Origin of the sequence: Pseudomonas sp. HR1, from assembly GCF_030175875.1 — a bacterium.
Lineage (GTDB): Bacteria > Pseudomonadota > Gammaproteobacteria > Pseudomonadales > Pseudomonadaceae > Chryseomonas > Chryseomonas oryzihabitans.
This window is the reverse complement of the sequence record NZ_JASNRF010000001.1, coordinates 847,034-867,858: the sequence shown is the minus strand read 5'-3', so window position 1 is coordinate 867,858 and position 20,825 is coordinate 847,034. Positions and strand designations below refer to the sequence as shown.

Annotated in this window: 16 protein-coding genes; 12 read left to right on the top strand and 4 right to left on the bottom strand. The window is 68.8% G+C overall.

From position 1 onward, the window contains the following. Nucleotides 1-6 precede the first annotated feature (6 nt). Nucleotides 7-1,314, bottom strand: coding sequence for an MFS transporter (locus QKY98_RS03935; RefSeq protein ID WP_044341164.1), 1,308 nt, complete (start codon nt 1,312-1,314; stop codon nt 7-9). 425 nt (nt 1,315-1,739) lie between these two features. Between QKY98_RS03935 and QKY98_RS03930 the strand changes: the two genes are divergently transcribed. The 7 genes from QKY98_RS03930 (at nt 1,740) to QKY98_RS03900 (ending at nt 10,394) form a co-directional block, all read left to right on the top strand. Beyond that, on the top strand, nt 1,740-2,711 hold the full coding sequence (locus tag QKY98_RS03930; protein ID WP_108581563.1) for a PstS family phosphate ABC transporter substrate-binding protein: 972 nt from the start codon (nt 1,740-1,742) through the stop codon (nt 2,709-2,711). Between the two features lie 94 nt (nt 2,712-2,805). Beyond that, nucleotides 2,806-5,091, top strand: coding sequence for an ABC transporter permease subunit (locus tag QKY98_RS03925; RefSeq protein WP_284670358.1), 2,286 nt, complete (start codon nt 2,806-2,808; stop codon nt 5,089-5,091). Next, nucleotides 5,078-6,790, top strand: coding sequence for a phosphate ABC transporter permease PstA (pstA, locus tag QKY98_RS03920; RefSeq protein WP_284670357.1), 1,713 nt, complete (start codon nt 5,078-5,080; stop codon nt 6,788-6,790). The genes QKY98_RS03925 and pstA overlap by 14 nt, the downstream gene beginning before the upstream one ends. A 22-nt stretch (nt 6,791-6,812) precedes the next feature. Then, complete coding sequence (gene pstB, locus QKY98_RS03915; protein WP_027598089.1) at nt 6,813-7,640, top strand: phosphate ABC transporter ATP-binding protein PstB; 828 nt, start codon at nt 6,813-6,815, stop codon at nt 7,638-7,640. A gap of 58 nt (nt 7,641-7,698) precedes the next feature. Then, nucleotides 7,699-8,424, top strand: a complete 726-nt coding sequence (gene phoU / locus QKY98_RS03910) for a phosphate signaling complex protein PhoU (protein WP_007161478.1) — start codon at nt 7,699-7,701, stop codon at nt 8,422-8,424. A 72-nt stretch (nt 8,425-8,496) separates the two neighbouring features. Continuing rightward, nucleotides 8,497-9,417 carry a response regulator gene (locus QKY98_RS03905; protein ID WP_074583463.1) on the top strand — a complete coding sequence of 307 codons (921 nt, stop codon included), beginning with the start codon at nt 8,497-8,499 and terminating at the stop codon, nt 9,415-9,417. Nucleotides 9,418-9,494: 77 nt separating this feature from the next. Beyond that, nucleotides 9,495-10,394: a peptidoglycan DD-metalloendopeptidase family protein gene (locus tag QKY98_RS03900; protein WP_042135184.1), complete on the top strand. Its 900-nt coding sequence runs from the start codon at nt 9,495-9,497 to the stop codon at nt 10,392-10,394. Nucleotides 10,395-10,404: 10 nt separating this feature from the next. On the opposite strand, the gene QKY98_RS03895 is transcribed toward QKY98_RS03900, so the two are convergent. Further along, nucleotides 10,405-11,205, bottom strand: a complete 801-nt coding sequence (locus tag QKY98_RS03895; protein WP_284670356.1) for a helix-turn-helix domain-containing protein — start codon at nt 11,203-11,205, stop codon at nt 10,405-10,407. 348 nt (nt 11,206-11,553) lie between these two features. Between QKY98_RS03895 and QKY98_RS03890 the strand changes: the two genes are divergently transcribed. Together QKY98_RS03890 and QKY98_RS03885 are read left to right on the top strand one after the other, a co-directional pair. After that, entirely contained in the window at nt 11,554-12,441 is an 888-nt protein-coding gene (locus QKY98_RS03890) for a M23 family metallopeptidase (RefSeq protein ID WP_037006555.1), read from the top strand. 187 nt (nt 12,442-12,628) lie between these two features. Further along, the gene (locus tag QKY98_RS03885; protein ID WP_144954929.1) at nt 12,629-14,530 is read left to right on the top strand and encodes a sensor domain-containing diguanylate cyclase; all 1,902 of its coding nucleotides are present in this window, start codon (nt 12,629-12,631) and stop codon (nt 14,528-14,530) included. Between the two features lie 12 nt (nt 14,531-14,542). Here the strand turns inward: QKY98_RS03885 and QKY98_RS03880 are convergent, their stop codons facing one another. Further along, nucleotides 14,543-15,907 carry a hemolysin family protein gene (locus QKY98_RS03880; protein ID WP_042135189.1) on the bottom strand — a complete coding sequence of 455 codons (1,365 nt, stop codon included), beginning with the start codon at nt 15,905-15,907 and terminating at the stop codon, nt 14,543-14,545. Between the two features lie 146 nt (nt 15,908-16,053). Then, the gene (gene glcC / locus QKY98_RS03875) at nt 16,054-16,821 is read right to left on the bottom strand and encodes a transcriptional regulator GlcC (RefSeq protein WP_007161471.1); all 768 of its coding nucleotides are present in this window, start codon (nt 16,819-16,821) and stop codon (nt 16,054-16,056) included. A 208-nt stretch (nt 16,822-17,029) separates the two neighbouring features. On the opposite strand from glcC, the gene glcD reads away from it, so the two are divergent. The 3 genes from glcD to glcF are packed head-to-tail and all read left to right on the top strand — an operon-like array spanning nt 17,030 to nt 20,820. Then, nucleotides 17,030-18,529: a glycolate oxidase subunit GlcD gene (glcD, locus tag QKY98_RS03870; protein WP_027600386.1), complete on the top strand. Its 1,500-nt coding sequence runs from the start codon at nt 17,030-17,032 to the stop codon at nt 18,527-18,529. Next, nucleotides 18,529-19,575: a glycolate oxidase subunit GlcE gene (gene glcE, locus QKY98_RS03865; protein WP_044341157.1), complete on the top strand. Its 1,047-nt coding sequence runs from the start codon at nt 18,529-18,531 to the stop codon at nt 19,573-19,575. The genes glcD and glcE overlap by 1 nt, the downstream gene beginning before the upstream one ends. A gap of 12 nt (nt 19,576-19,587) precedes the next feature. Next, nucleotides 19,588-20,820: a glycolate oxidase subunit GlcF gene (glcF, locus tag QKY98_RS03860; RefSeq protein WP_284670355.1), complete on the top strand. Its 1,233-nt coding sequence runs from the start codon at nt 19,588-19,590 to the stop codon at nt 20,818-20,820. Nucleotides 20,821-20,825: the final 5 nt, after the last annotated feature.

Below are 20,825 nucleotides of genomic sequence, written 5' to 3'. Positions count from 1 at the left end.
TCTCTCTCAATCCAGGTGGCGTTCGGGATAGCTCAGCAGTGCCAGCCATCCTATCAGCAGCATGCCGATCAGGTACCAGGCCGGGGCGAGCGGGCTGCCGGTGGCGCCGATCAGCCAGGTGGCGATGAACTGGGCGGTGCCGCCGAACAGGGTCACCGCCAGGGCGTAGGTCATGGCGAGGCCGGTGGCGCGCACCGGCCGCGGCAGGCCGGCGAGGATCAGCAGCAGTCCGGCGGTCATGTTGACGCTCATGGCGGTGATCACCACGAAGCGGGCGGCAAAGGCCAGGCCCTGGGTGGTGGGATCATTCAGCCAGACGAAGGCCGGGTAGATGCCCAGCAGGGCCACCGCCAGGCTGACCAGGGCCACCGGCTTGTAGCGACCGAAGCGATCCAGCAGCAGCCCGGCGGCCAGGGCGGCGGCCATCTGCACGGCGCTGGAGGCCACCCCGGCCAGGTAGGCGCTGGTGGCCGGCAGGCCGACGATGCGGGTCATGTAGGTGGGCATGTAGAACTGCATCAGATAGGTCAGCAGGGTCGCCGACATCACGATCAGCAGGCCCAGGCCGAAGCGCCGCGGATGCTCGCGCAGAAAGGCGCGCACCGGGCCGCCCTCGACCGTGCCGGCGCCGCTCCAGGTCTCGTCCACCTGGCGGCGGATATAGAGGCCGACCGGGATGATGAGCAAGCCGACCAGGAAGGGGATGCGCCAGCCCCAGGCATGCAGCTCGGCCTCGGACAGGCTGCGGGTGAGCAGGGCGCCCAGACCGGCGCCGAGCAGGGCGCTGCCGCCCTGGCTGATCACCTGCCAGCTGACATGGAAGCCGCGCCGGCCGGGGCTGGCCGATTCCAGTAGCAGGGTGGTGGCGGCGCCGATCTCGCCGCCGGCGGAAAAGCCCTGCAGCAGGCGCCCCAGCAGCAGGATCAGCGGCGCGGCGATGCCGATCTGGGCGTGGGTCGGGGTGAAGGCGATCAGGGCGCTGCCCAGGCCCATCAGCGAAATGGTCAGCAGCATGGCCTGCTTGCGCCCGTGGCGGTCGGCATAGGCACCCAGCACCATGCTGCCCAGGGGGCGCATGACGAAGCCGACGCCAAAGACGCCAACCGCCATCAGCAGGGAGCCGTAGGGCGTATCCGAAGGGAAATACAGCTGGCCGATGATGGCGGCGAAAAAGCTGAAGACGGTGAAGTCGAACATCTCCAGGCCGTTGCCGAGACTGGCCGCGGCGATCAGCTTGGCCCGCGAGGGCGTGGCGACCGTGCTGGCGGGGGCCGCGTCGGCGCGGGAGGAGGACGTCGGAAGAGCCTGGGCCATGGTGCGTTCCTCTGCACTGAGATGAATGCTTAGCTATGCAAATGACAGTCCGGTCCGCGCGGGCCGCGTGCCTGGGCGGTCGTGGCGGGGCCGGAGACCGGGCGTGCGCCAGGGGGGTGCAGCGCCGGCCCTCTTGCAGCCTAGTCGAACCTGCCGCCTCGGCTGGCACTCGCTCATAAATCCGTCACAATGCGCGCCTAGGCTCTGTACGAAAAATGCCTGCGCTCGGTGATGCTGCGTTGAAAATCAGCTCGGAATGCTCATTTACCCCTCGTAAACTCGTTCGCGAGCTCGGTCCGCTTCCTCACTGATTTTCGCCTTGCCTGACCTTCGCTCGGCAATCTTTCGTACAGAGCCTCGAGTGCCGGCTTGCGCCTGAGCGTCGCCGGCCCAGGCCCGTCTCCCATCCCCGCGAGGAATCCGGCATGGACATCAAAGGTCCGCTGACCGCTGTGGCGCTCGCCCTGGCGCTCGGTGGCACGACCGCTTGGGCCGAGGGCGTCGACCCGGCCATCCCCGCCTACCAGAAGGTGAGCGGGATCTCCGGCAATCTGTCGAGCGTGGGCTCCGACACCCTGGCCAACCTGATGACCCTTTGGGCCGAGAGCTACAAGCGCGAGTATCCCAACCTCAATATCCAGATCCAGGCGGCCGGCTCGTCCACGGCGCCGCCGGCGCTCACCGAAGGCACCGCCGGCATCGGCCCCATGAGTCGCAAGATGAAGGACGCCGAGCTGCAGGCCTTCGAGCAGCGCTTCGGCTACCCGCCCACCGCGGTGCCGGTGGCCATCGATGCCCTGGCGATCTTCGTCAACAAGGACAATCCGCTGCGCCAGCTGACCCTGGAGCAGGTCGACGCGATCTTTTCCAGCACCCGGCTCTGTGGCGGTCCGCACGAACTCAAGACCTGGGGCGACCTGGGCCTGACCGGCGACTGGGCCAGGCGGCCGATCCAGAGATTCGGCCGCAATTCGGTGTCGGGCACCTACGGCTACTTCAAGGAAGCGGCGCTGTGCCGTGGCGACTTCCGCGCCAACGTCAACGAACAGCCTGGCTCGGCCTCGGTGGTCCAGGCCATCAGCCAGTCCCTGGGGGGCATCGGCTACTCGGGCATCGGCTACCAGACCGCCAGCGTCCACACCCTGGCGCTGGCACGCCAGGGCACCACCGATTTCGTCGAGGACAACCAGGCGAACACCCTGTCCGGGCGCTATCCCCTGGCGCGCTATCTCTACGTCTATGTGAACAAGGCGCCCAATCGTCCGCTCAATCCCCTGGAGGGGGAATTCCTGCGGCTGATCCTCTCGCGCAGCGGCCAGGAAGCCGTGGTCAAGGACGGCTACATCCCCCTGCCGGCGGCGGTGGTGCAGCAGGCCCTGAAGACCCTGGGCTACTGAGCGCCTGGCGCCCTGCGCCCGTCCCGGGCGTAGCGCCTCGGGCCGTCCATTCGCTGTAACCTTTCTGTCACACGACGTGATTAGGCTCTGCGCCATGATATCCCCGGTACCCCCGTCCCCGCCCGATCCTCGCGGCCCCGCTCGGCTGGACTTCAACACGCCTGCACTGCGCCGGCGGCGGCGCTGGCGGGCCCTGCAGGATCGCCTGATACGGGGTGCGGTACTGGCCGGTGGCCTGGCCGTGCTGGCCACCATCACCCTGATCTTCTTCTATTTGGCCTATGTGGTGCTGCCGCTGCTTCGCGGCGCCAGCCTCGAGGCCCAGCCGTTGCCCCAGCCCGACTGGCTGGCGGCCGCCGGGGCACCGTTGCTGCTGGGCATCGACGAGCAGGATCGTCTCGGCCTGCATCTGTCCCAGGCTGGCGAGGCCACCTTCTTCACCCTGGCCGACGGCCAGCCGGTCATGCGCGAGCGCCTGCCGCTGCCGCCCGGCGTCACCATCAGCAGCCAGGCCCAGGACGCCCCGCGCGGGCTGATCGCCCTGGGCCTGTCCGATGGTCGCGTGCTGGTGGCGCACAAGCGCTATGTCTCGCGCTATCCCCAGGGCAACCGGGTCATCACCCCGGAACTGGACTTTCCCTACGGGCGCGAGCCGCTGGACCTGGGCGCCTCCCGTAGCGCCCTGGAACGGGTCGCCATCGCCGGTGACGAGGATCTGCTGGTGCTGGCCGGTGCCCAGGGCAACCGGGTGACCGCCCTGCGCCTGACCGGGCTGGCGGCGCCGGTGACCGGTGGCGCGGCCGCTCCCGTGCGTACCTCGCTCTCCCTCGGACCGCTCAACACCGCGGCCAAGGCGCTCTACCTCGACCCTCGCGGGCACTGGCTCTATGCCCTCAACGGCCGTGCCCAGGCGGATGTCTTCGACCTCCGCGACGGCAGTCTCAACGGCCACTACAAGCTGCTCGACGCGGCCGACGACGAGGTCACCGCCAGCGCCCAGCTGCTGGGCGGCGTGTCCCTGCTGGTGGGTACCGCCAAGGGCGGCATCGGCCAGTGGTTCATGGTCCGCGGCCAGGACGGCGAGCCGGTGCTAAGACATATCCGCAGCTTCCAGCTGGGCACCGCGCCCATCGTCCAGCTGGTGCCGGAGCAGCGCCGCAAGGGCTTCGTGGCGCTGGATGCCACGGGCGAACTGGGGGTCTTCCACAGCACCGCCGGGCGTACCCTGTTGCGCGAGCGGATCGCCCCCGCTGGCGGCGTACTGGCGTTGTCGCCGCGTGCCGATCAGCTGCTGCTGGAGGAAAATGGCCGGCTGCTCGGCTTCCGCCTGGACAATCCGCACCCGGAAGTCTCCTGGTCGGCGCTCTGGGGCAAGGTCTGGTACGAGAATTACGAGGCGCCGGCGCGGGTCTGGCAGTCCAGCGCCGCCACCGCGGACTTCGAACCCAAGCTGAGCCTGGCGCCGCTGACCTTCGGCACCCTCAAGGCGGCCTTCTACGCCATGCTGTTCGCCGCGCCCCTGGCCATCGCCGCGGCGGTCTATACCGCCTACTTCATGGCGCCGCGCATGAGGCGCACGGTCAAGCCGGTCATCGAGCTGATGGAGGCCCTGCCCACGGTGATCCTCGGCTTCTTCGCCGGGCTGTTCCTCGCGCCCTTCGTGGAAAATCACCTGCCGGGGCTGTTCAGCCTGCTGCTGCTCCTGCCGCTGGCCATCCTCGCCGCGGGCTTTGGCTGGTCGCGCCTGCCGCTGACGCTGCGCGAGCGCCTCCCGGAAGGCTGGGAAAGCCTGCTGCTGTTGCCGGTGGTGCTGCTGACCACCGCCCTGGCGCTGTGGCTCAGTCCCTGGCTGGAGGGGCTGCTGTTCGCCGGCGACCTGCGCCTCTGGCTGAGCCAGACCCTGGGTATCGCCTACGACCAGCGCAACGCCCTGATCATCGGCCTGGCCATGGGCTTCGCGGTCATCCCCAACATCTTCTCCATCGCCGAAGACGCCATCTACAGCGTGCCGCGCAGCCTGACCCTGGGCTCCCTGGCGCTGGGCGCCACCCCCTGGCAGACCCTGGTGCGGGTGGTGCTGCTCACCGCCAGCCCGGGGATCTTCTCGGCGCTGATGATCGGCCTGGGCCGCGCCGTCGGCGAGACCATGATCGTGCTCATGGCCACCGGCAACACCCCGATCATGGATGCCAACCTGTTCGAGGGCATGCGCACCCTGGCGGCCAACATCGCCGTGGAGATGCCCGAATCCGAGGTGGGCGGCACCCATTACCGCCTGCTGTTCCTGGCCGCGCTGGTGCTGCTCAGCTTCACCTTCCTGATGAACACCCTGGCCGAACTGATCCGCCAGCGGCTGAGGAAAAAATATGCGGCCCTCTAGCGCTGGCGCGCCGCCGGGGCAGGGCGCCCGGCCGCGGCGCTTCCTGGGCGGCTGGCTGCGCGGCGGCGCCCCCGGGGTCTGGCTCAGCGCCGGCGCCGTGGCCATCGCCGTGCTCATGACCCTGGGGCTGATCGGCATCCTCGCCGTGCGCGGCCTGGCGCACTTCTGGCCGGCCGAGGTGGTGCAGGCGCGCTACACGCCGCCGGGCCTGGAAGCGCGCCTGGTGCTCGGCCAGGTGGTGGACCAGGAAACGATACCGGCCGAGCGGCTGCGCAGCGCCGGAGTGACCCTGCCGGCGGACAGCGGCGAAACCCTGACCCGCGAACTCTTCAAGCTGGGCAATCGCGACCTCTATGGCAGCGACTTCGTCTGGCTGGTCGGCGACTGGCTAAAAGATCGCCAGACCCCGGCCGATGCCCTGGTGCTGGAGCGCCGTGAATGGGGCAACTTCTACGGCTATGCGCTGGAGGTGCGCGAAGCGGGACGCCAGGTGGCCAAGGGCGCCACGGCCGTGCCCGAGCTGCAGCGCCGCCTGCTGCGCACCCGCGACCTGAGCGACCAGCTGGAGCGCCTGGAAAAGCAGGACATCGGCAGCGTCAACCATGCCCTGGAGCGCCTGCGCCTGGAGGGCCGCGGCCTGGAACTGGACGGTCGTCTCGACGCCACCGCCCAGGCCGATCTCGCCGCCCGCCGCGCCGAGCTCGAAGCCCGTTATGGCGACCTGGAAGACCAACTGGCCAGCCTGCGCCAGGAGCGCCGCCGCGACAGCGTGGTGCTGCGCGACGTCGAGGGCCGCACCCTGGAACTCAATCTGTCGCGCATCGTGCGCGCCTACCAGCCCAACGCCATGGGCCTGGGCGCCAAGCTCGGCTTCTATGGCAGCAAGCTGTGGGAATTCCTCAGCGCCGATCCGCGCGAGGCGAACACCGAGGGCGGCGTCTTCCCGGCCATCTTCGGCACCGTGATGATGACCCTGCTGATGGCGGTGATCGTCACCCCCTTCGGCGTCATCGCCGCCATCTACCTGCGCGAATACGCCCGCCAGGGGCCGCTGACCCGCACCATCCGCATCGCGGTCAACAACCTCGCCGGGGTGCCGGCCATCGTCTATGGCGTCTTTGGCCTGGGCTTCTTCGTCTATGTGCTGGGGGGCTCCCTGGATCAGCTGTTCTTCCAGGCCAGCCTGCCCACGCCGACCTTTGGCACCCCGGGGCTGCTGTGGGCTTCGCTGACCCTGGCGATCCTCGCCATGCCGGTGGTGATCGTCGCCACCGAAGAGGGCCTGGCGCGCATTCCCCGCAGCATCCGCGAGGGCTCCCTGGCGCTGGGCGCGACCCAGGCCGAGACGCTGTGGAAGGTGGTGCTGCCGCTGGCCAGTCCGGCGATGATGACCGGGCTGATCCTGGCCGTGGCCCGCGCCGCCGGCGAGGTGGCGCCGCTGATGCTGGTGGGGGTGGTCAAGCTGGCGCCCTCGCTGCCGCTGGACGGCAACTACCCCTATCTGCACCTGGATCAGAAGATCATGCACCTGGGCTTCCACATCTATGACGTCGGCTTCCAGAGCCCCAACGTGGAAGCCGCCCGCCCGCTGGTCTATGCCACCGCGCTGCTGCTGGTGCTGGTGATCGCCGGGCTGAACCTGTCCGCCGTGTTCCTGCGCAACCGGCTGCGCGAAAAGTACCGGCTGCTGGAAGACTAGCGCCCGCGGCCGAGGAGACCCCATGCCTTCCGATTCCTCCATCTTCAGAACCGCCGCCGCCTACGCGGCCAGCGCCCAGCCTGCGGCGAACGAAGGTGGCGTGGCCCTGTCGGTGCCGCGGCTCAATCTGTTCTACGGCAAGAAGCAGGCCCTGCACGACATCGCCCTGGAGATCCCGCGGCAGCGGGTCACTGCCTTCATCGGCCCCAGCGGCTGTGGCAAGTCGACCCTGCTGCGCTGCTTCAATCGCATGAACGACCTGGTGGAAGATTGCCGCATCGACGGCGAGATCCTGCTCGACGGCCAGAACATCTATGCCCGCGGCACCGAGATCGCCGAGTTGCGGCGGCGCGTGGGCATGGTGTTCCAGAAGCCCAATCCCTTTCCCAAGAGTATCTACGAGAACGTGGTCTACGGCCTGCGCATCCAGGGTATCAAGCAGAAGCGGGTGCTCGACGAGGCGGTGGAATGGGCGCTGCACGGCGCGGCGCTGTGGGACGAGGTCAAGGACCGCCTGCACGAGTCGGCCCTGGGCCTTTCCGGCGGTCAGCAGCAGCGTCTGGTGATCGCCCGCACCATCGCCGTGCAGCCCGATGTGCTCCTGCTCGACGAACCCTGTTCGGCGCTGGACCCCATTTCCACCCTCAAGGTGGAGGAGCTGATCCACGAACTGAAACAGCGCTACACCATCGTCATCGTCACCCACAACATGCAGCAGGCGGCGCGGGTCTCCGACTACACCGCCTTCATGTACATGGGCCAGCTGGTCGAACACGGCGACACCGACACCCTCTTCACCAACCCGGCGAAGCGGCAGACCGAAGACTACATCACCGGCCGCTACGGCTAGTTCCAGGCAGGCCGGTGCCCCACCCGGCGACTCGCTCCTCTCAGGCAGGACTGACAGCATGATCAACAAAGAAGGCCACACGCAGCACATCTCCCAGCAATACAACGTCGAACTGGAAGAGGTCCGCAGCCACCTGCTGGCCATGGGCGGTCTGGTGGAAAAGCAGGTCAGCGACGCCGTGCGCGCGGTGATCGACGCCGATGCCGGGCTGGCGCGCCAGGTGCGCACCATCGACGACCAGATCGACATCATGGAGCGCGGCATCGACGAGGAATGCCTGCGCATCCTCGCTCGCCGTCAGCCCGCGGCCTCCGACCTGCGCCTGATCATCAGCATCTCCAAGTCGGTGATCGACCTGGAGCGCATCGGCGACGAGGCCTCCAAGATCGCCCGTCGCGCCATCGAGCTGACCGAGGACGGCGAGGCCCCGCGCGGCTACGTCGAGGTCCGCCACATCGGCGAGCAGGTGCGCAAGATGGTCCACCAGGCGCTGGACGCCTTCGCCCGTTTCGACGCCGAACTGGCCCTCTCGGTGGCCCAGTACGACAAGCTGATCGACCGCGAATACAAGTCCGCCCTGCGCGAACTGGCCACCTACATGATGGAAGACCCGCGCTCCATCTCGCGGGTGCTGAGCATCATCTGGGTGCTGCGCTCCCTGGAGCGGGTCGGCGACCATGCGCGCAACATCGCCGAACTGGTGATCTACCTGGTGCAGGGTACCGACGTACGGCACATGGGCCTCAAGCGCATGGCCGAAGAGGTCAATCGGTCGCGCGAATGATCCGCCCGGTCACTCCCCGGGTGGCGTGCCGAACCCGCCTGCTATGCTGGAAGACTTGGCATGGAGTGACCGATGAGCAAGTTGAACGTACTGGTGGTGGATGACGCGCCCTTCATTCGCGATCTGATCAAGAAGGGCCTGCGCAACCTGTTTCCCGGGCTGACGGTGGACGAGGCGGCCGATGGTCGCCGCGCCCAGACGATGCTCGGCAAGCAGCGCTTCGACCTCATCCTCTGCGACTGGGAAATGCCCGGCATGACCGGTCTGGAACTGCTGAGCTGGTTTCGCGCCCAGCCGGACCACAAGGGCGTGCCCTTCATCATGGTCACCAGCCGCGGCGACAAGGAAAACGTCGTCCAGGCCATCCAGGCCGGCGTGTCCGACTACATGGGCAAGCCGTTCTCCAACGAACAGCTGGCGGCCAAGGTCAAGAAGGCCCTGCAGCGCACCGGCAAGCTCGCCGAGTTGCAGGCCGGCGCCCAGCCGCGCCCGGCCACCGGCTTCGCCAATGATTCCCTCGGCGCCCTGACCGCCGGCCGCAGCGACGTGGTCCAGCCCACCGCCGCACCGGTCGCGGCGCCGGCCGCCGCCTCCAGTGCCGCCCTGCTCACCGGCAGCGCGCCGCCGCCACCCACCCGTGGCAAGCCCGCCGCCAACTTCGGTCAGGGCCAGCTGCGCCTGCCCAACGCCAGCATGGCCTGTCTGATCAAGGCCATCAGCATCAAGGAAGCCCTGCTGGTGGTGCGCCGTGGCGATCCACTGCCGCAGATCCTGGAAACCGCCGTGCTCGACCTGGAGCAGGGCGAAGACGGCAATGACGTGGCGCGCCTCAATGGCTATCTGCATTCTCTCAGCGCGGTGGAAGCGACGCCGGCCAGCGAGTGGGTGCAGGTCAACTTCCGCTTCATCGACCGGGACCCGGCCAAGCTCGACTACCTGTCGCGACTGATCGCCAAGGGCACCGCCCAGCGGCACTACGTGCCGGGCGCCTAGGGCAGGGCGGCGCGATGAAGGGCCTGGCACGGAGACTGCTTCGCGCTGAGACACCGCGGATTTCTGACGCCCTGCCCATGCCCCTCGCCTGTCGCCTGCTGCTGCTGTCGCTCGCCTTCTCAGGTCCCGCCCTGGCGGCGCCCATCTACAAGTACGTCGATGCCAACGGCGTGGTCACCTACACCGACAAGGCGCAGAAGGGCGCCAAGGTGATGACCTTCAGCGACGATCCCATCGAGCGGCTCGATCAGCGGGTCAAGCTGCAGCCGCGGCACTATGCCGGCGGCACGGTGCTGGAGGTGCGCAACGATAGCTTCCTGCCGGTGACCGTCACCCTGCGCCTCTCGGCGCTGCAGAACGTCAGCGGGGTGGGCGAGGCGCCCATCCGCAAGGTGCTGCCGGCGCGCAGCCTGACGCGCCTGGCGACCCTGATCGCACCCGATCCGGGCCGTCCGCAGCGCTATACCCCGCAGCTCACCACCCTGATGGGCAGCGCTACCCCGGTCTTCGCCTCCGGTTTCGCCTATCCGCTGCCCTGGCTGGGCGGTCCCTTCAACGTCAGCCAGGGCGCCGGTGGCGGCTTCAGCCACAACACGCCCAAGAGTCGCTATGCGGTGGACATCGCCATGCCCGAGGGCACGCCCATCGTGGTCTCGCGCGCCGGCCAGGTGGTGGAGGTGGAGAACGATCAGGACGGGCGCGGCAACCACCCCTCCGGCAACTTCGTGCGCATCCTCCACGACGACGGCACCATGAGCGTCTACCTGCACCTGCAGCGCGGTTCGATCAAGGTCGCCGAAGGCCAGTGGGTGCGCCCTGGCCAGCCGCTGGCGTCTTCGGGCAACACCGGGCGCAGCACCGGGCCCCACCTGCACTTCGTGGTCCAGCGCAACACCGGCGAGGCGGTCGAATCCATTCCCTTCCGCTTCGCCCAGGCGGTGGACAGCCTGCCCAACTTCGCCGTCGGCGGGCCCTGAGCGGCTGACGTCAGCCCTGGGCGTCGAGGTACTCGCTCGGCGAGACCCCCAGCACCCGGCGAAACATCCGGGTAAAGGCCGACGGCGAGGCATAGCCCAGATCCAGGGCCACCCGGGTCACCGGTTCGCCGGCGGCCAGCCGCGGCAGGGCCAGCATCAGCCGGGTGTGCTGGCGCCAGGTGGAAAAGCTGGTGCCGGTCTCCTTGAGAAACAGCCGGGCCAGGCTGCGCGAGCAGAGGTGCAGCTGCTGCGCCCAGGTCGCCAGTGCCGTGTCGTCGGCGGGATCGGCGTGCAGGCTGGTCTGGATGGCACGCAGCCGCCGGTCGGCCAGCGCCGGCAGATGCAGCGCGGTCTCTTCGAGAAACACCAGTTCCGCCAGCATCAGCGCCCGTACGTGACTGCCCAGCTCGGCTTCGCCGTAGGCGGCGCCGCCGCGTCTCAGGCAGCGCAGCAATTCGCGCAGCAGCGGCGAGATGAGCACCATGCGGGTGGCTGCCTGGGGGCAGGGCAGGCCGCTCGGCAGGGCGATGATCACCACCTGCAGAGTGGCTTCGCCATTGGCCCGCGCCTGGTGCTCGATGCGCGGCGGGATCCAGATCGCCTGCTTGGGCGGCACGTACCAGACCCCTTCGTGGGTGGTGACCTCCAGCACGCCGTTGACCGTGTACATCAGGTGCGCCTGATCGTGCACGTGCGGCGGCCACACCTGGCCATGGGCGAAGGTGCCGAGCTGGGATACCAGCGGCCCGGCGGGCGGGACGGGGGCATCCGCCACCACGCTCTGCGTCGGGTCGATTGTCTGTTCCTGCATAACAGCTGTCCGTTTCGGTTGGGCCGGCTCCAGGTGCCAGGGCCTAACCTGCAGCACTATGGCCGGAGCATCGGGCGCGCCCGGGGTGATCCCTCTGCACGCCGAAAACCTGCCTCTTGCGGGAGTGTCGCACAGAACACCCGCCGCTTGGCTGACCTGCCTGAACCATCAGGCCTGTATTTGAACTACCGTCCGATCGGTGGCAGCGTGGCACAGGGATTTGAGTGCCACGCTTTTTTATTCGCGACGATGCTTTGCCAGCGGCTTCACAAAGCCGTGGTTTGGCCATCGCCCAGTCTGCACGGCTTTGTTAGGTTCTGTCCTTGCCCATCATGGTGGCCCTATGCCATGGACCGACGCCTGACCGCCCTGATCACCTGCCTGAGCCTCGCCCTGGCCGTGCCCGCCCTCGCGCCGGCCGCCGAAAAGGCGACCCTCACCAAGACCTCCGCCAAGAGTCCGGCCCGCAAGGGGCAGGTCAAGCTCAAGGTGCGCAATGCCAGTGAAGGCCGCATCTTCGAGGTCCGCAACGATTTCGACGTGCCCGTGCGGGTCGAACTGCGCCTGCAGCGCACCGTCAACGTGGCTGGTGCCGAGCGCCCCATCCGCCAGGTCATCGAGCCGCGCTCCACGGTGCAGCTGGCGGTGATCCGCAAGCGGCAGCAGGGCTTTCCCATGCACTTCGACCAGGCCTTCAGCTACAGTCCGCAGCTGCCGGTCGGCTCCCTGCCGGCGCTGGCGACCGGTGCGCCGGGCGGGGTTGATAGCGGCATCGGCTATGGCTACGCCTGGCCCTGGCGCCAGGGCGTCTACTACGTGACCCAGGGCGCGGGCGGCGATTTCAGCCACAACACGCCCAAGGGGCGCTATGCGGTGGACATCGCCATGCCCGAGGGCACCCCGATCAGCGCCGCCCGTGCCGGCACGGTGATCGACGTGGAAAACGGCCAGTTCGGCCATGGTCCCAATCCCTCCGGCAACTTCGTGCGCATCGCCCACGAGGACGGCAGCCAGAGCGCCTATCTGCACCTGCGCCGCGGGTCGGTCAAGGTGCGACCTGGCGAGCGGGTGGAGGTCGGCACGCCCCTCGCGGAGTCGGGCAATACCGGGCGCAGCACCGGCCCCCATCTGCACTTCGTGGTTCAGGCCCACGAAGGTGGTGAAATGGTCTCCATTCCCTTCCGCTTCGTGCGGCCGCTGGCAGCCCTGCCCAACATGGCGCTGGGCGACCGCTGAGGCCCTGCGCAAGGGCGTTCCAGACAGGCTGACGCCACGGGGTCCATAAGGCGACCAGGCGCCCGGCCGCCCGCAGAAATCCCTTGGCAGGAACCGGGTTGGTGGCGTTATGCTATCACCACGCTATTCCTCCAAGGCGCGGGTTCCACCGCGGCCTTCCCTTCCTTCAGGCTATGGATGCCGCTCCATGAAAGGATTCCTGGCCACCCTGTGCGCCGGTGGGCGCAAGCATGCTCTGTACCTGCTGGCATTGCTGTTGATTGCCCTCGACGGCCAGGCGCAGGTGCTGCGACTAGATGATCCGGGGCGCAGCTACGATCCGCGACCGGCGCTGGAGATCCTCAAGGCGCCAGCCAGTCTGACCTTTGCCGAGGCCGCCGCCCGCCCACGCGGGGGCGAGGACGGCTGGCATGCACCCGATGAACTGGAAATGCTGCTCCACGACGGTCGCCAGGGCCTCTGGCTGCGTTTCGCCATCCAGGGCCGCGACGACCAGGCCTGGTGGCTGATTCCGAGCTGGCCGGTGCTGGATCGCCTGGACCTGCGCACCCGCGCTGCCGATGGCCACTGGAGTCCGCTGCAGCAGAGCGGCCTGGCCCTGCCGGCCTCGCAACGGACACTGCCCGGTCGCCAGCTGATGTTCGCCCTGGCGCCGACCGCCGGTGCGGTGGAGGAGGTCTACCTGCGACTGGATTCGCGGGAGACCTTTGTCCTGCCGCTGCGGCTGGTGACCCCGGCCGCCTATCTGCGCGAGGCGCAGCAGGATGCCTGGCTGATCGGCGGCTTCTTCGGTTGCCTGGTCACCATCCTCTTGCTGACCCTCACCCTGTGGGGCTTTGGCCGCCGCTCGGGCTTTGGCTGGTATGCCCTCTATCTGCTCAGCGTCATCGGCTATCAGGCGGTCACCACCGGCTACGGCGCCTGGCAGCTCTGGCCGGAGAGTCCGGCCTTCGCCCTGCGTGCCCACCTGGTCTTTACCGCCCTGTGCTTTCTGAGTGGCGGGTTGTTCGTGCGCTATCTGCTCAGCCTCTATCACGGCGGCCGCTGGATCGACTTCGGCAATCGCCTGCTGATCGGCTACTGGAACGTGGCGCTGGTCATCACGCTGATCTGGCCGCATCTGCTGAGCTTCCAGGAAATGCTCGGCATGATGGCGTTGAGTTGCCTGGGGCTGCTGGGCACCACCACCTACCTGGCGCTGCGCGGCAGCCGCATGGCGCTGTGGTTCAGCGCCGCCTGGGCCCTGCTGCTGCTGGGCAGCTCGATCCAGCTGCTGGCGATCGCCGGCTGGCTGCCCGCCGACAGTCCGGCCTTCCACGGGCAGATGGCCGGCTTCGCCCTGGGCTTCGTGATGCTGTCGCTGGGACTCACCGAAGGCCTGAGTCTGCAGCGCCGGGCGCGGATCGAGGCGCAGCGGCAGGCGCTGGAAGCCTCCAGCGCCCTGGCCCGGGAGCGCGAAGCCTCCTTTGTCGAACTGGAATTGCGGGTGGCGCTGCGCACCGTGGAGTTGCAGCAGGCCAAGGCCAGTCTCGAGCGGCTCAATCGCGAACTGCTGCACCAGAGCCAGACCGACTCCTTGACCGGGCTCGGCAATCGCCGGCATTTCGAACGGGTCTTCCAGCAGGAGATCCGCCGCGCCATCCGCGCCGAACGGCCGCTGGCGGTGCTCTTGGTGGACATCGATCATTTCAAGGCGGTCAACGACACCCACGGCCACACCCTGGGCGACGAATGCCTGAGGTGCGTGGCCGAGGTGCTGCGCAGGCACGTCCAGCGGGCGGGGGAGGTGGCGGCGCGCTATGGCGGCGAGGAATTCGTCATCGCCCTGCCCGGGAGCGACCAGCAGGCGGCCCGGACGCTGGCGGAGCGCATCCGCCAGGAGGTGGCAGGGCTGGAGTTGCAGACCGAGCAGGGGCGCCTGCGGCCGTCGATCAGCGTCGGCGTCGCGGTGACCGTGCCGAGCAATCTCGAACACGGCCTGGGGCTTCTGGAAGACGCCGATCGGGCGCTCTATGCGGCCAAGCGCGGCGGGCGCAATCGCGTCTGCCTGAGCGATGGCCTGCCGGAACTGGGCAGCGGACGCGGCTGAGGCCGCGTCGACTCAGCGTTCCTCCGGCTGGCGCCGGCGGACGTCCTTGGGATCCAGCTTGATGACCTTGGCCAGGACGATCTTGGGGCCCTTCATCTTCTTGACGATGATGCGCAGGCCCTCGGCTTCCAGCACCGTCTCCTCTTCGGGGACGCGCTTCAGGCTGTCGTAGATCAGGCCGGCCAGGGTCTCGGCCTCGACGTGATCCAGATCGATACCCAGCAGTCGCTCGACCTTGAACAGCGGGGTGTCGCCCCGCACCAGCAGCTTGCCCGGCTGGTAGGCGACCACGCCGCGCTCGGTCTTGCGGTGTTCGTCCTGGATGTCGCCCACCAGCACCTCGAGCACGTCTTCCATGGTCAGGAAGCCGATGACCTTGTGGTCGGCTTCCTCCACCAGCACGAAGTGCGCGCCGCCACGGCGGAATTGCTCCAGCAGGTCGGACAGCGGCATGTGCTTGGTCACCCGCTCCAGCGGATGCACCAGATCGTCGAGGTCGAACGAAGCCGCTTCGCTGTCCAGGCCGGCGATGGCCAGCAGCAGGTCCTTGATGTGCAGGACCCCGGTAAAGGTCTGGCTGTCTTCGTCGTAGACCGGGTAGCGGCTGTACTTGGAGCGGCGGATCTGGGTGAGGATCTCGTCCAGGCTGGCCTTGCTGTCCAGGTAGATGAGGTCTTCGCGGGAATTGGCCCAGTCCACCACCTCCAGCTCGCCCAGCTCCACGGCCGAGGCCAGCACCCGGCTGTCCGGGTCGGTGGCGCGGTTGGAGTGCAGGATCAGCTTGAGTTCGTCGCGACTGTAGTGGTGCTCGTGGTGCGCGCCCGGCTCGCCCTGGCCGGCGATGCGCAGGATGCCGTTGGCGCTGGCGTTGAGCAGCCAGATGGCCGGATACATCAGCCAGTAGAAGAGGTACAGCGGCACCGCCGTCCACAGCGACAGCAGGTCGGGCTTGCGGATCGCCCAGGACTTGGGCGCCAGCTCGCCGACCACGATGTGCAGGTAGGAGATGATGAAGAAGGCCGAGAAGAAGGCGATGCCGTGGATCACCTCGGGGCTGCTGACGCCGACGGCGCCGAGCAGGGGTTCGAGCAATTCGGCGAAGGCCGGCTCGCCGACCCAGCCCAGGCCCAGGGAGGCCAGAGTGATGCCGAGCTGGCAGGCGGAGAGGTAGGCGTCGAGCTGGTTGTGCACCTTCTTGAGGATGCGCCCACGCCAGCCGTGCTTCTTGGCGATGGCCTCCACACGGGTGGCACGCAGCTTGACCATGGCGAACTCGGCGGCGACAAAGAAGCCGTTGAGCAGCACGAGGAAGAAGGCGAAGAACACGAGGCCGAGATCGGCGAACAACGTCGAGGCGAGACTGGTGGAAGGGTCCATTAGGGCCGAGAGCTGGAAAAAGGTCGGCTAAGCATGGGGGCGGGGCAGGGCAGTTGCAAGATGTTGCGCCTGCCGGAGGGACGGGGCGCACCCCGGGCTGACGGACAGCCGCTCTGGCATCCCCCTTTGCCGGCGGGCCTTTTTCGCTAGGTCCAGCCTTCCAGACGCATGGTGGCCCGCACCAGGCGCTGCTCTTCCTGCTCGATCTCGCGCAGGCTGTCCCTGACGCTGTGGATGTGCTCGCGGGCGGCGGCGTGGGCCTCGTCGGGCAGGCGCTGGCTCACGGCGGCATAGAGGCGGGCATGCTGGGCGTCGATCTCGCGGCGCTGCGGCGGGCGATGGTAGAGATTGGCGATGCAGGCGAACACCGAGCCCAGCAAGAGCTCGTTGAGCGATTGCAGGGTGTGCACCAGCACCGGGTTGTGCGAGGCCTCGCTGATCGCCAGGTGGAAGGCATGATCGAGGCGCGCGTGGGTTTCCGCCGGCAGGGTGGCCGGGTCCTGGCAGGCGGCGCAGAGTTCGTCGTAGCGGCGACCGATCAGCACCAGGTCGGCGGTGGTGGCGCGCAGCGCCGCCAGGCGCGCGGCTTCGCCCTCCAGCAGGGCGCGGACCTCCAGCAGGTCGTAGAGGGTGCGCGGCTGGCTGCTGAACAGGTGCAGCAGCGGATTCTCCGCTGCCGGGGCCGCCAGCCGGGCGACGAAGCTGCCCTGGCCGTGGCGGGTCTCGATGATGCCGCGGGCGCGCAGCAGGCCCAGGCCCTCGCGCAAGGCGGTACGCGAGACACCGAGCTTGTCGCACAGGCGCCGCTCGGACGGCAGCGGCTGACCGACCTTGAGCACCCCGTCCACCACCAGGCGTTCGATCTGCTGACTGACGTTCTCGGCGACGGGAAGACGGGCGACGGGCGCGGACATGGCGAGTTCCTGCTGGTATGACCACGAGGTTTGGCGCTAGTGAGCCACTGGCGGAATCTGCCGTCAAGCGGGCTGAAAGCGGCTCATCCTTTGGTCGAAGAGGGCACAAAAACTGGTATGACCAGTGCGCTGGACCATGGACGCCCCGCTTGCAGTCGGGGTACAACGAAGCCTTTCCAGCCAGAACAACAACAATGGCGGTTACCCGATGAGCCTGGTCTACGACGAACGTCTCGACGGCGCCTTGCCCCGCCCGGACAAGGCGCAACTGCTGCAGCGGTTGCGTGCCGAACTGCCCGAGCACTGCCTGCTGCACGACAGGGAAGACCTCAAACCCTACGAGTGCGATGGTCTCGCGGCCTATCGCACCACGCCGCTGCTGGTGGTGCTGCCAGAAACCGTGGAGCAGGTGCAGGCGACCCTGCGCCTCTGCCATGAGCTGCAGGTACCCCTGGTGGCCCGCGGCGCCGGCACCGGCCTGTCCGGCGGCGCGCTGCCGCTGGAGCAGGGCGTGCTGCTGGTGATGGCGCGCTTCAATCGCATCCTCGAGGTGGACCCCGACGGTCGCCGGGCGCGGGTCCAGCCCGGGGTGCGCAACCTGGCCATCTCCCAGGCCGCGGCGCCCCATGACCTCTACTACGCGCCCGATCCCTCCTCGCAGATCGCCTGCTCCATCGGCGGCAACGTGGCCGAGAACGCCGGCGGCGTGCACTGCCTGAAATACGGTCTGACCGTGCACAACGTGCTGGCGGTGGAGATCGTGACCCTGGAAGGCGAGCGCCTGACCCTGGGCGGCGCCGCCCTGGACAGCCCCGGCTTCGACCTGCTGGCGCTGTTCACCGGCTCCGAAGGGCTGCTCGGGGTGGTGGTGGAGGTGACCGTCAAGCTGCTGCCCAAACCGCCCTGCGCCCGGGTGGTCATGGCCAGCTTCGCCGACATCGAGCGCGCCGGGGCGGCGGTGGCCGACATCATCGCCGCCGGCATCATCCCCGGCGGCCTGGAGATGATGGACAACCTGACCCTGAGAGCCGCCGAGGACTTCATCCACGCCGGCTACCCGGTGGACGCCGCCGCCATCCTGCTCTGCGAGCTGGACGGGGTGGAAGCCGACGTGGCCGCCGACATCGAGCGGGTCAGCGCCCTGCTGGCCACCGCCGGCGCCACCGAGATCCGCCTGGCCCGCGACGAGGCCGAGCGGCAGAAATTCTGGGCCGGGCGCAAGAACGCCTTTCCCGCCGTGGGGCGGCTGTCGCCCGACTACTACTGCATGGACGGCACCATCCCGCGCCGCGCCCTGCCCGAGGTGCTGCGCGGCATCGAGGCGCTGTCGGCGGAATACGGCCTGGCGGTGGGCAATGTCTTCCATGCCGGCGACGGCAACCTGCACCCGCTGATCCTCTTCGATGCCAATCGGCCCGGCGAGCTGGAACAGGCCGAGGCCCTGGGCGGCCGCATCCTCGATCTCTGCGTGGCGGTGGGGGGCACCATCACCGGCGAACACGGCGTCGGTCGCGAAAAGATCAACGCCATGTGCACCCAGTTCCAGTCGGGCGAGCTGACCTTCTTCCATGCGGTGAAGGCCGCCTTCGACGCCCCCGGGCTGCTCAATCCCGGCAAGAACGTGCCGACCCTGCACCGCTGCGCCGAATTCGGCGGCCTGCACGTGCATCGCGGCCAGTTGCCCCACCCCGAACTGGAGCGTTTCTGATGGACAGTCTGAACCTGCTCCTCGACCAGGTCCGCGAGGCCCTGGCCCGTCGCCAGCCGCTGCGCATCCATGGCGGCGACACCAAGGCCCGGCTGGGCCGTGCGGTGGAGGGCGAGCCGCTGGACGTCAGCGGCCATCGCGGTCTGGTGCACTACGATCCCACCGAACTGGTGGCCACGGTGCGCACCGGTACGCCGCTGGCCGAACTCAATGCCGCCCTGGCCGAACAGGGGCAGATGCTGCCCTGCGAACCACCGCGCCTGGGGGAGGGCGCCACCGTCGGCGGTACCCTGGCCTGCGGTCTTTCCGGTCCGCGCCGCCCCTGGGCCGGCAGCCTGAGGGACTTCGTCCTGGGTACCCGGCTGATCACCGGCACCGGCGAACACCTGAGATTTGGCGGCGAGGTGATGAAGAATGTCGCCGGCTACGACGTCTCCCGCCTGCTGGCCGGCAGCCAGGGTTGCCTGGGGGTGATCACCGAGGTGTCCTTCAAGGTGCTGCCCAGGCCGCGCTGCACCCAGAGTCTGAGTCTGGAGCTGGATGCTGAACGCGCCCTGCAACGCCTGGCCGTCTGGGGTCGCGAGGCGCTGCCGATCTCGGCGGCCTGCCATGACGGCCAGCGGCTGCACCTGCGCCTGGAAGGCGGCGAGGGCTCGGTGCGCTCGGCGGCCGATCGCCTGGGCGGTGAGGTCCTGGGCGAAGGCTTCTGGGACGAGCTCAACGAACAGCGTCTGGCCTTCTTCGAAGGGCCCGCGCCCCTGTGGCGGTTGTCGGTGCCGGTCAACACCCCGCTGCTGGACCTGCCCGGCAGCCGCTTATTGGATTGGGGCGGTGCCCAGTACTGGCTCAAGAGCGATGCCCCGGCCACCGTGCTGCGCGAGATCGCCGCGCGCGCCGGCGGCCATGCGCTCTGCTACACGCCGGACGCCGAGCGCGAGGCCCAGCATCCGCTGCCCGCCGCGCTGCTCGACTATCACCGCCGCCTCAAGGCGCGCCTGGACCCCCAGGGGATCTTCAATCCGGGTCGGCTGTACGCCGGGCTGTAGGGGAAAGACGTCATGCAAACCAATCTGAGTCCCGCCGCCCGCGAACTGCCCCGCGCCGCCGATGCCGAGCGGGTGCTGCGCAGCTGCGTGCATTGCGGCTTCTGCAATGCCACCTGCCCGACCTACCAGCTGCTCGGCGACGAGCTGGACGGTCCACGCGGGCGCATCTACCTGATCAAGGGCATGCTCGAAGGCGGCGAGGTCAGCGAAAAGACCCGCGAGCATCTCGACCGCTGCCTGACCTGCCGCAATTGCGAGACCACCTGTCCCTCGGGCGTCTCCTATCACGAACTGCTCGACATCGGCCGCGCCGAGGTGGAGCGCCGGGTACCGCGCCCGCTGGGCCAGCGCCTGCTGCGCGCCGGCCTGCGCCAGGTGCTGCCGCAGCCGCGCCTGTTCGGCGCGCTGCTGAAAAGCGGCCAGGCGCTGAAGCCGCTGCTGCCGGCAGGCGTCCAGGCCAAGCTGCCGGCGCGCATTGCCGCTCCGGGCTTGCGACCCGCGCCACGCCATGCCCGGCGCATGCTGATCCTCGAAGGCTGCGTGCAGCCGGGGCTTTCGCCCAACACCAATGCCGCCACCGCGCGGGTGCTGGATCGCCTCGGCATCAGCCTGGAGGCCGCGCCCCGCGCCGGCTGCTGCGGCGCGGTGGACTACCATCTCAACGCCCAGGAGGCCGGACTCGACCGCGCCCGGCGCAACATCGACGCCTGGTGGCCGGCCCTGCAGAGCGGCGCCGAAGCCATCATCCAGACCGCCAGCGGCTGCGGCGCCTTCGTCAAGGAATACGCCAGCCTGCTCAAGGACGATCCGGCCTATGCGGCAAAGGCGCGGGAAGTCTCGGCGCGCACCCGCGACCTGGTGGAGGTGCTGCGCGAACTGCCGCTGGAAGAGCTGCGCTTGGCCAACACCCCGCGGCTGGCCTTCCATTGCCCTTGCACCTTGCAGCACGCCCAGCGCCTGGGCGGCGCCGTGGAGGGCGTCCTGCAGCGCCTTGGCTTCCCGCTGGCGCCGGTGCCCGACGGCCACCTCTGCTGTGGCTCGGCCGGCACCTATTCGCTGACCCAGCCGGACTTGTCGCGGCGGCTGCGCGACGCCAAGCTCGACGCCCTGGAGAGCGGTCACCCCGAGGTAATCGCCACTGCCAACATCGGCTGCCAGAGCCATCTCGATGGCGCCGGGCGGACCCCGGTGCGCCACTGGATCGAAATCCTCGACGCGGCCCTGGCCGCTCCGACCCAACCCTGAACCCT

Bases quoted from the DNA above. Each gene is read 5' to 3' on its own strand.
- glcF (WP_284670355.1), top strand. From the start codon at position 19,588: ATGCAAACCAATCTGAGTCCCGCCGCCCGCGAACTGCCCCGCGCCGCC.
- QKY98_RS03895 (WP_284670356.1), bottom strand. From the start codon at position 11,205: ATGCAGGAACAGACAATCGACCCGACGCAGAGCGTGGTGGCGGATGCC.
- QKY98_RS03905 (WP_074583463.1), top strand. From the start codon at position 8,497: ATGAGCAAGTTGAACGTACTGGTGGTGGATGACGCGCCCTTCATTCGC.
- QKY98_RS03900 (WP_042135184.1), top strand. From the start codon at position 9,495: ATGCCCCTCGCCTGTCGCCTGCTGCTGCTGTCGCTCGCCTTCTCAGGT.
- QKY98_RS03935 (WP_044341164.1), bottom strand. From the start codon at position 1,314: ATGGCCCAGGCTCTTCCGACGTCCTCCTCCCGCGCCGACGCGGCCCCC.
- glcD (WP_027600386.1), top strand. From the start codon at position 17,030: ATGAGCCTGGTCTACGACGAACGTCTCGACGGCGCCTTGCCCCGCCCG.
- glcC (WP_007161471.1), bottom strand. From the start codon at position 16,821: ATGTCCGCGCCCGTCGCCCGTCTTCCCGTCGCCGAGAACGTCAGTCAG.
- QKY98_RS03890 (WP_037006555.1), top strand. From the start codon at position 11,554: ATGGACCGACGCCTGACCGCCCTGATCACCTGCCTGAGCCTCGCCCTG.
- pstB (WP_027598089.1), top strand. From the start codon at position 6,813: ATGCCTTCCGATTCCTCCATCTTCAGAACCGCCGCCGCCTACGCGGCC.
- QKY98_RS03925 (WP_284670358.1), top strand. From the start codon at position 2,806: ATGATATCCCCGGTACCCCCGTCCCCGCCCGATCCTCGCGGCCCCGCT.
- pstA (WP_284670357.1), top strand. From the start codon at position 5,078: ATGCGGCCCTCTAGCGCTGGCGCGCCGCCGGGGCAGGGCGCCCGGCCG.
- glcE (WP_044341157.1), top strand. From the start codon at position 18,529: ATGGACAGTCTGAACCTGCTCCTCGACCAGGTCCGCGAGGCCCTGGCC.
- QKY98_RS03885 (WP_144954929.1), top strand. From the start codon at position 12,629: ATGAAAGGATTCCTGGCCACCCTGTGCGCCGGTGGGCGCAAGCATGCT.
- phoU (WP_007161478.1), top strand. From the start codon at position 7,699: ATGATCAACAAAGAAGGCCACACGCAGCACATCTCCCAGCAATACAAC.
- QKY98_RS03880 (WP_042135189.1), bottom strand. From the start codon at position 15,907: ATGGACCCTTCCACCAGTCTCGCCTCGACGTTGTTCGCCGATCTCGGC.
- QKY98_RS03930 (WP_108581563.1), top strand. From the start codon at position 1,740: ATGGACATCAAAGGTCCGCTGACCGCTGTGGCGCTCGCCCTGGCGCTC.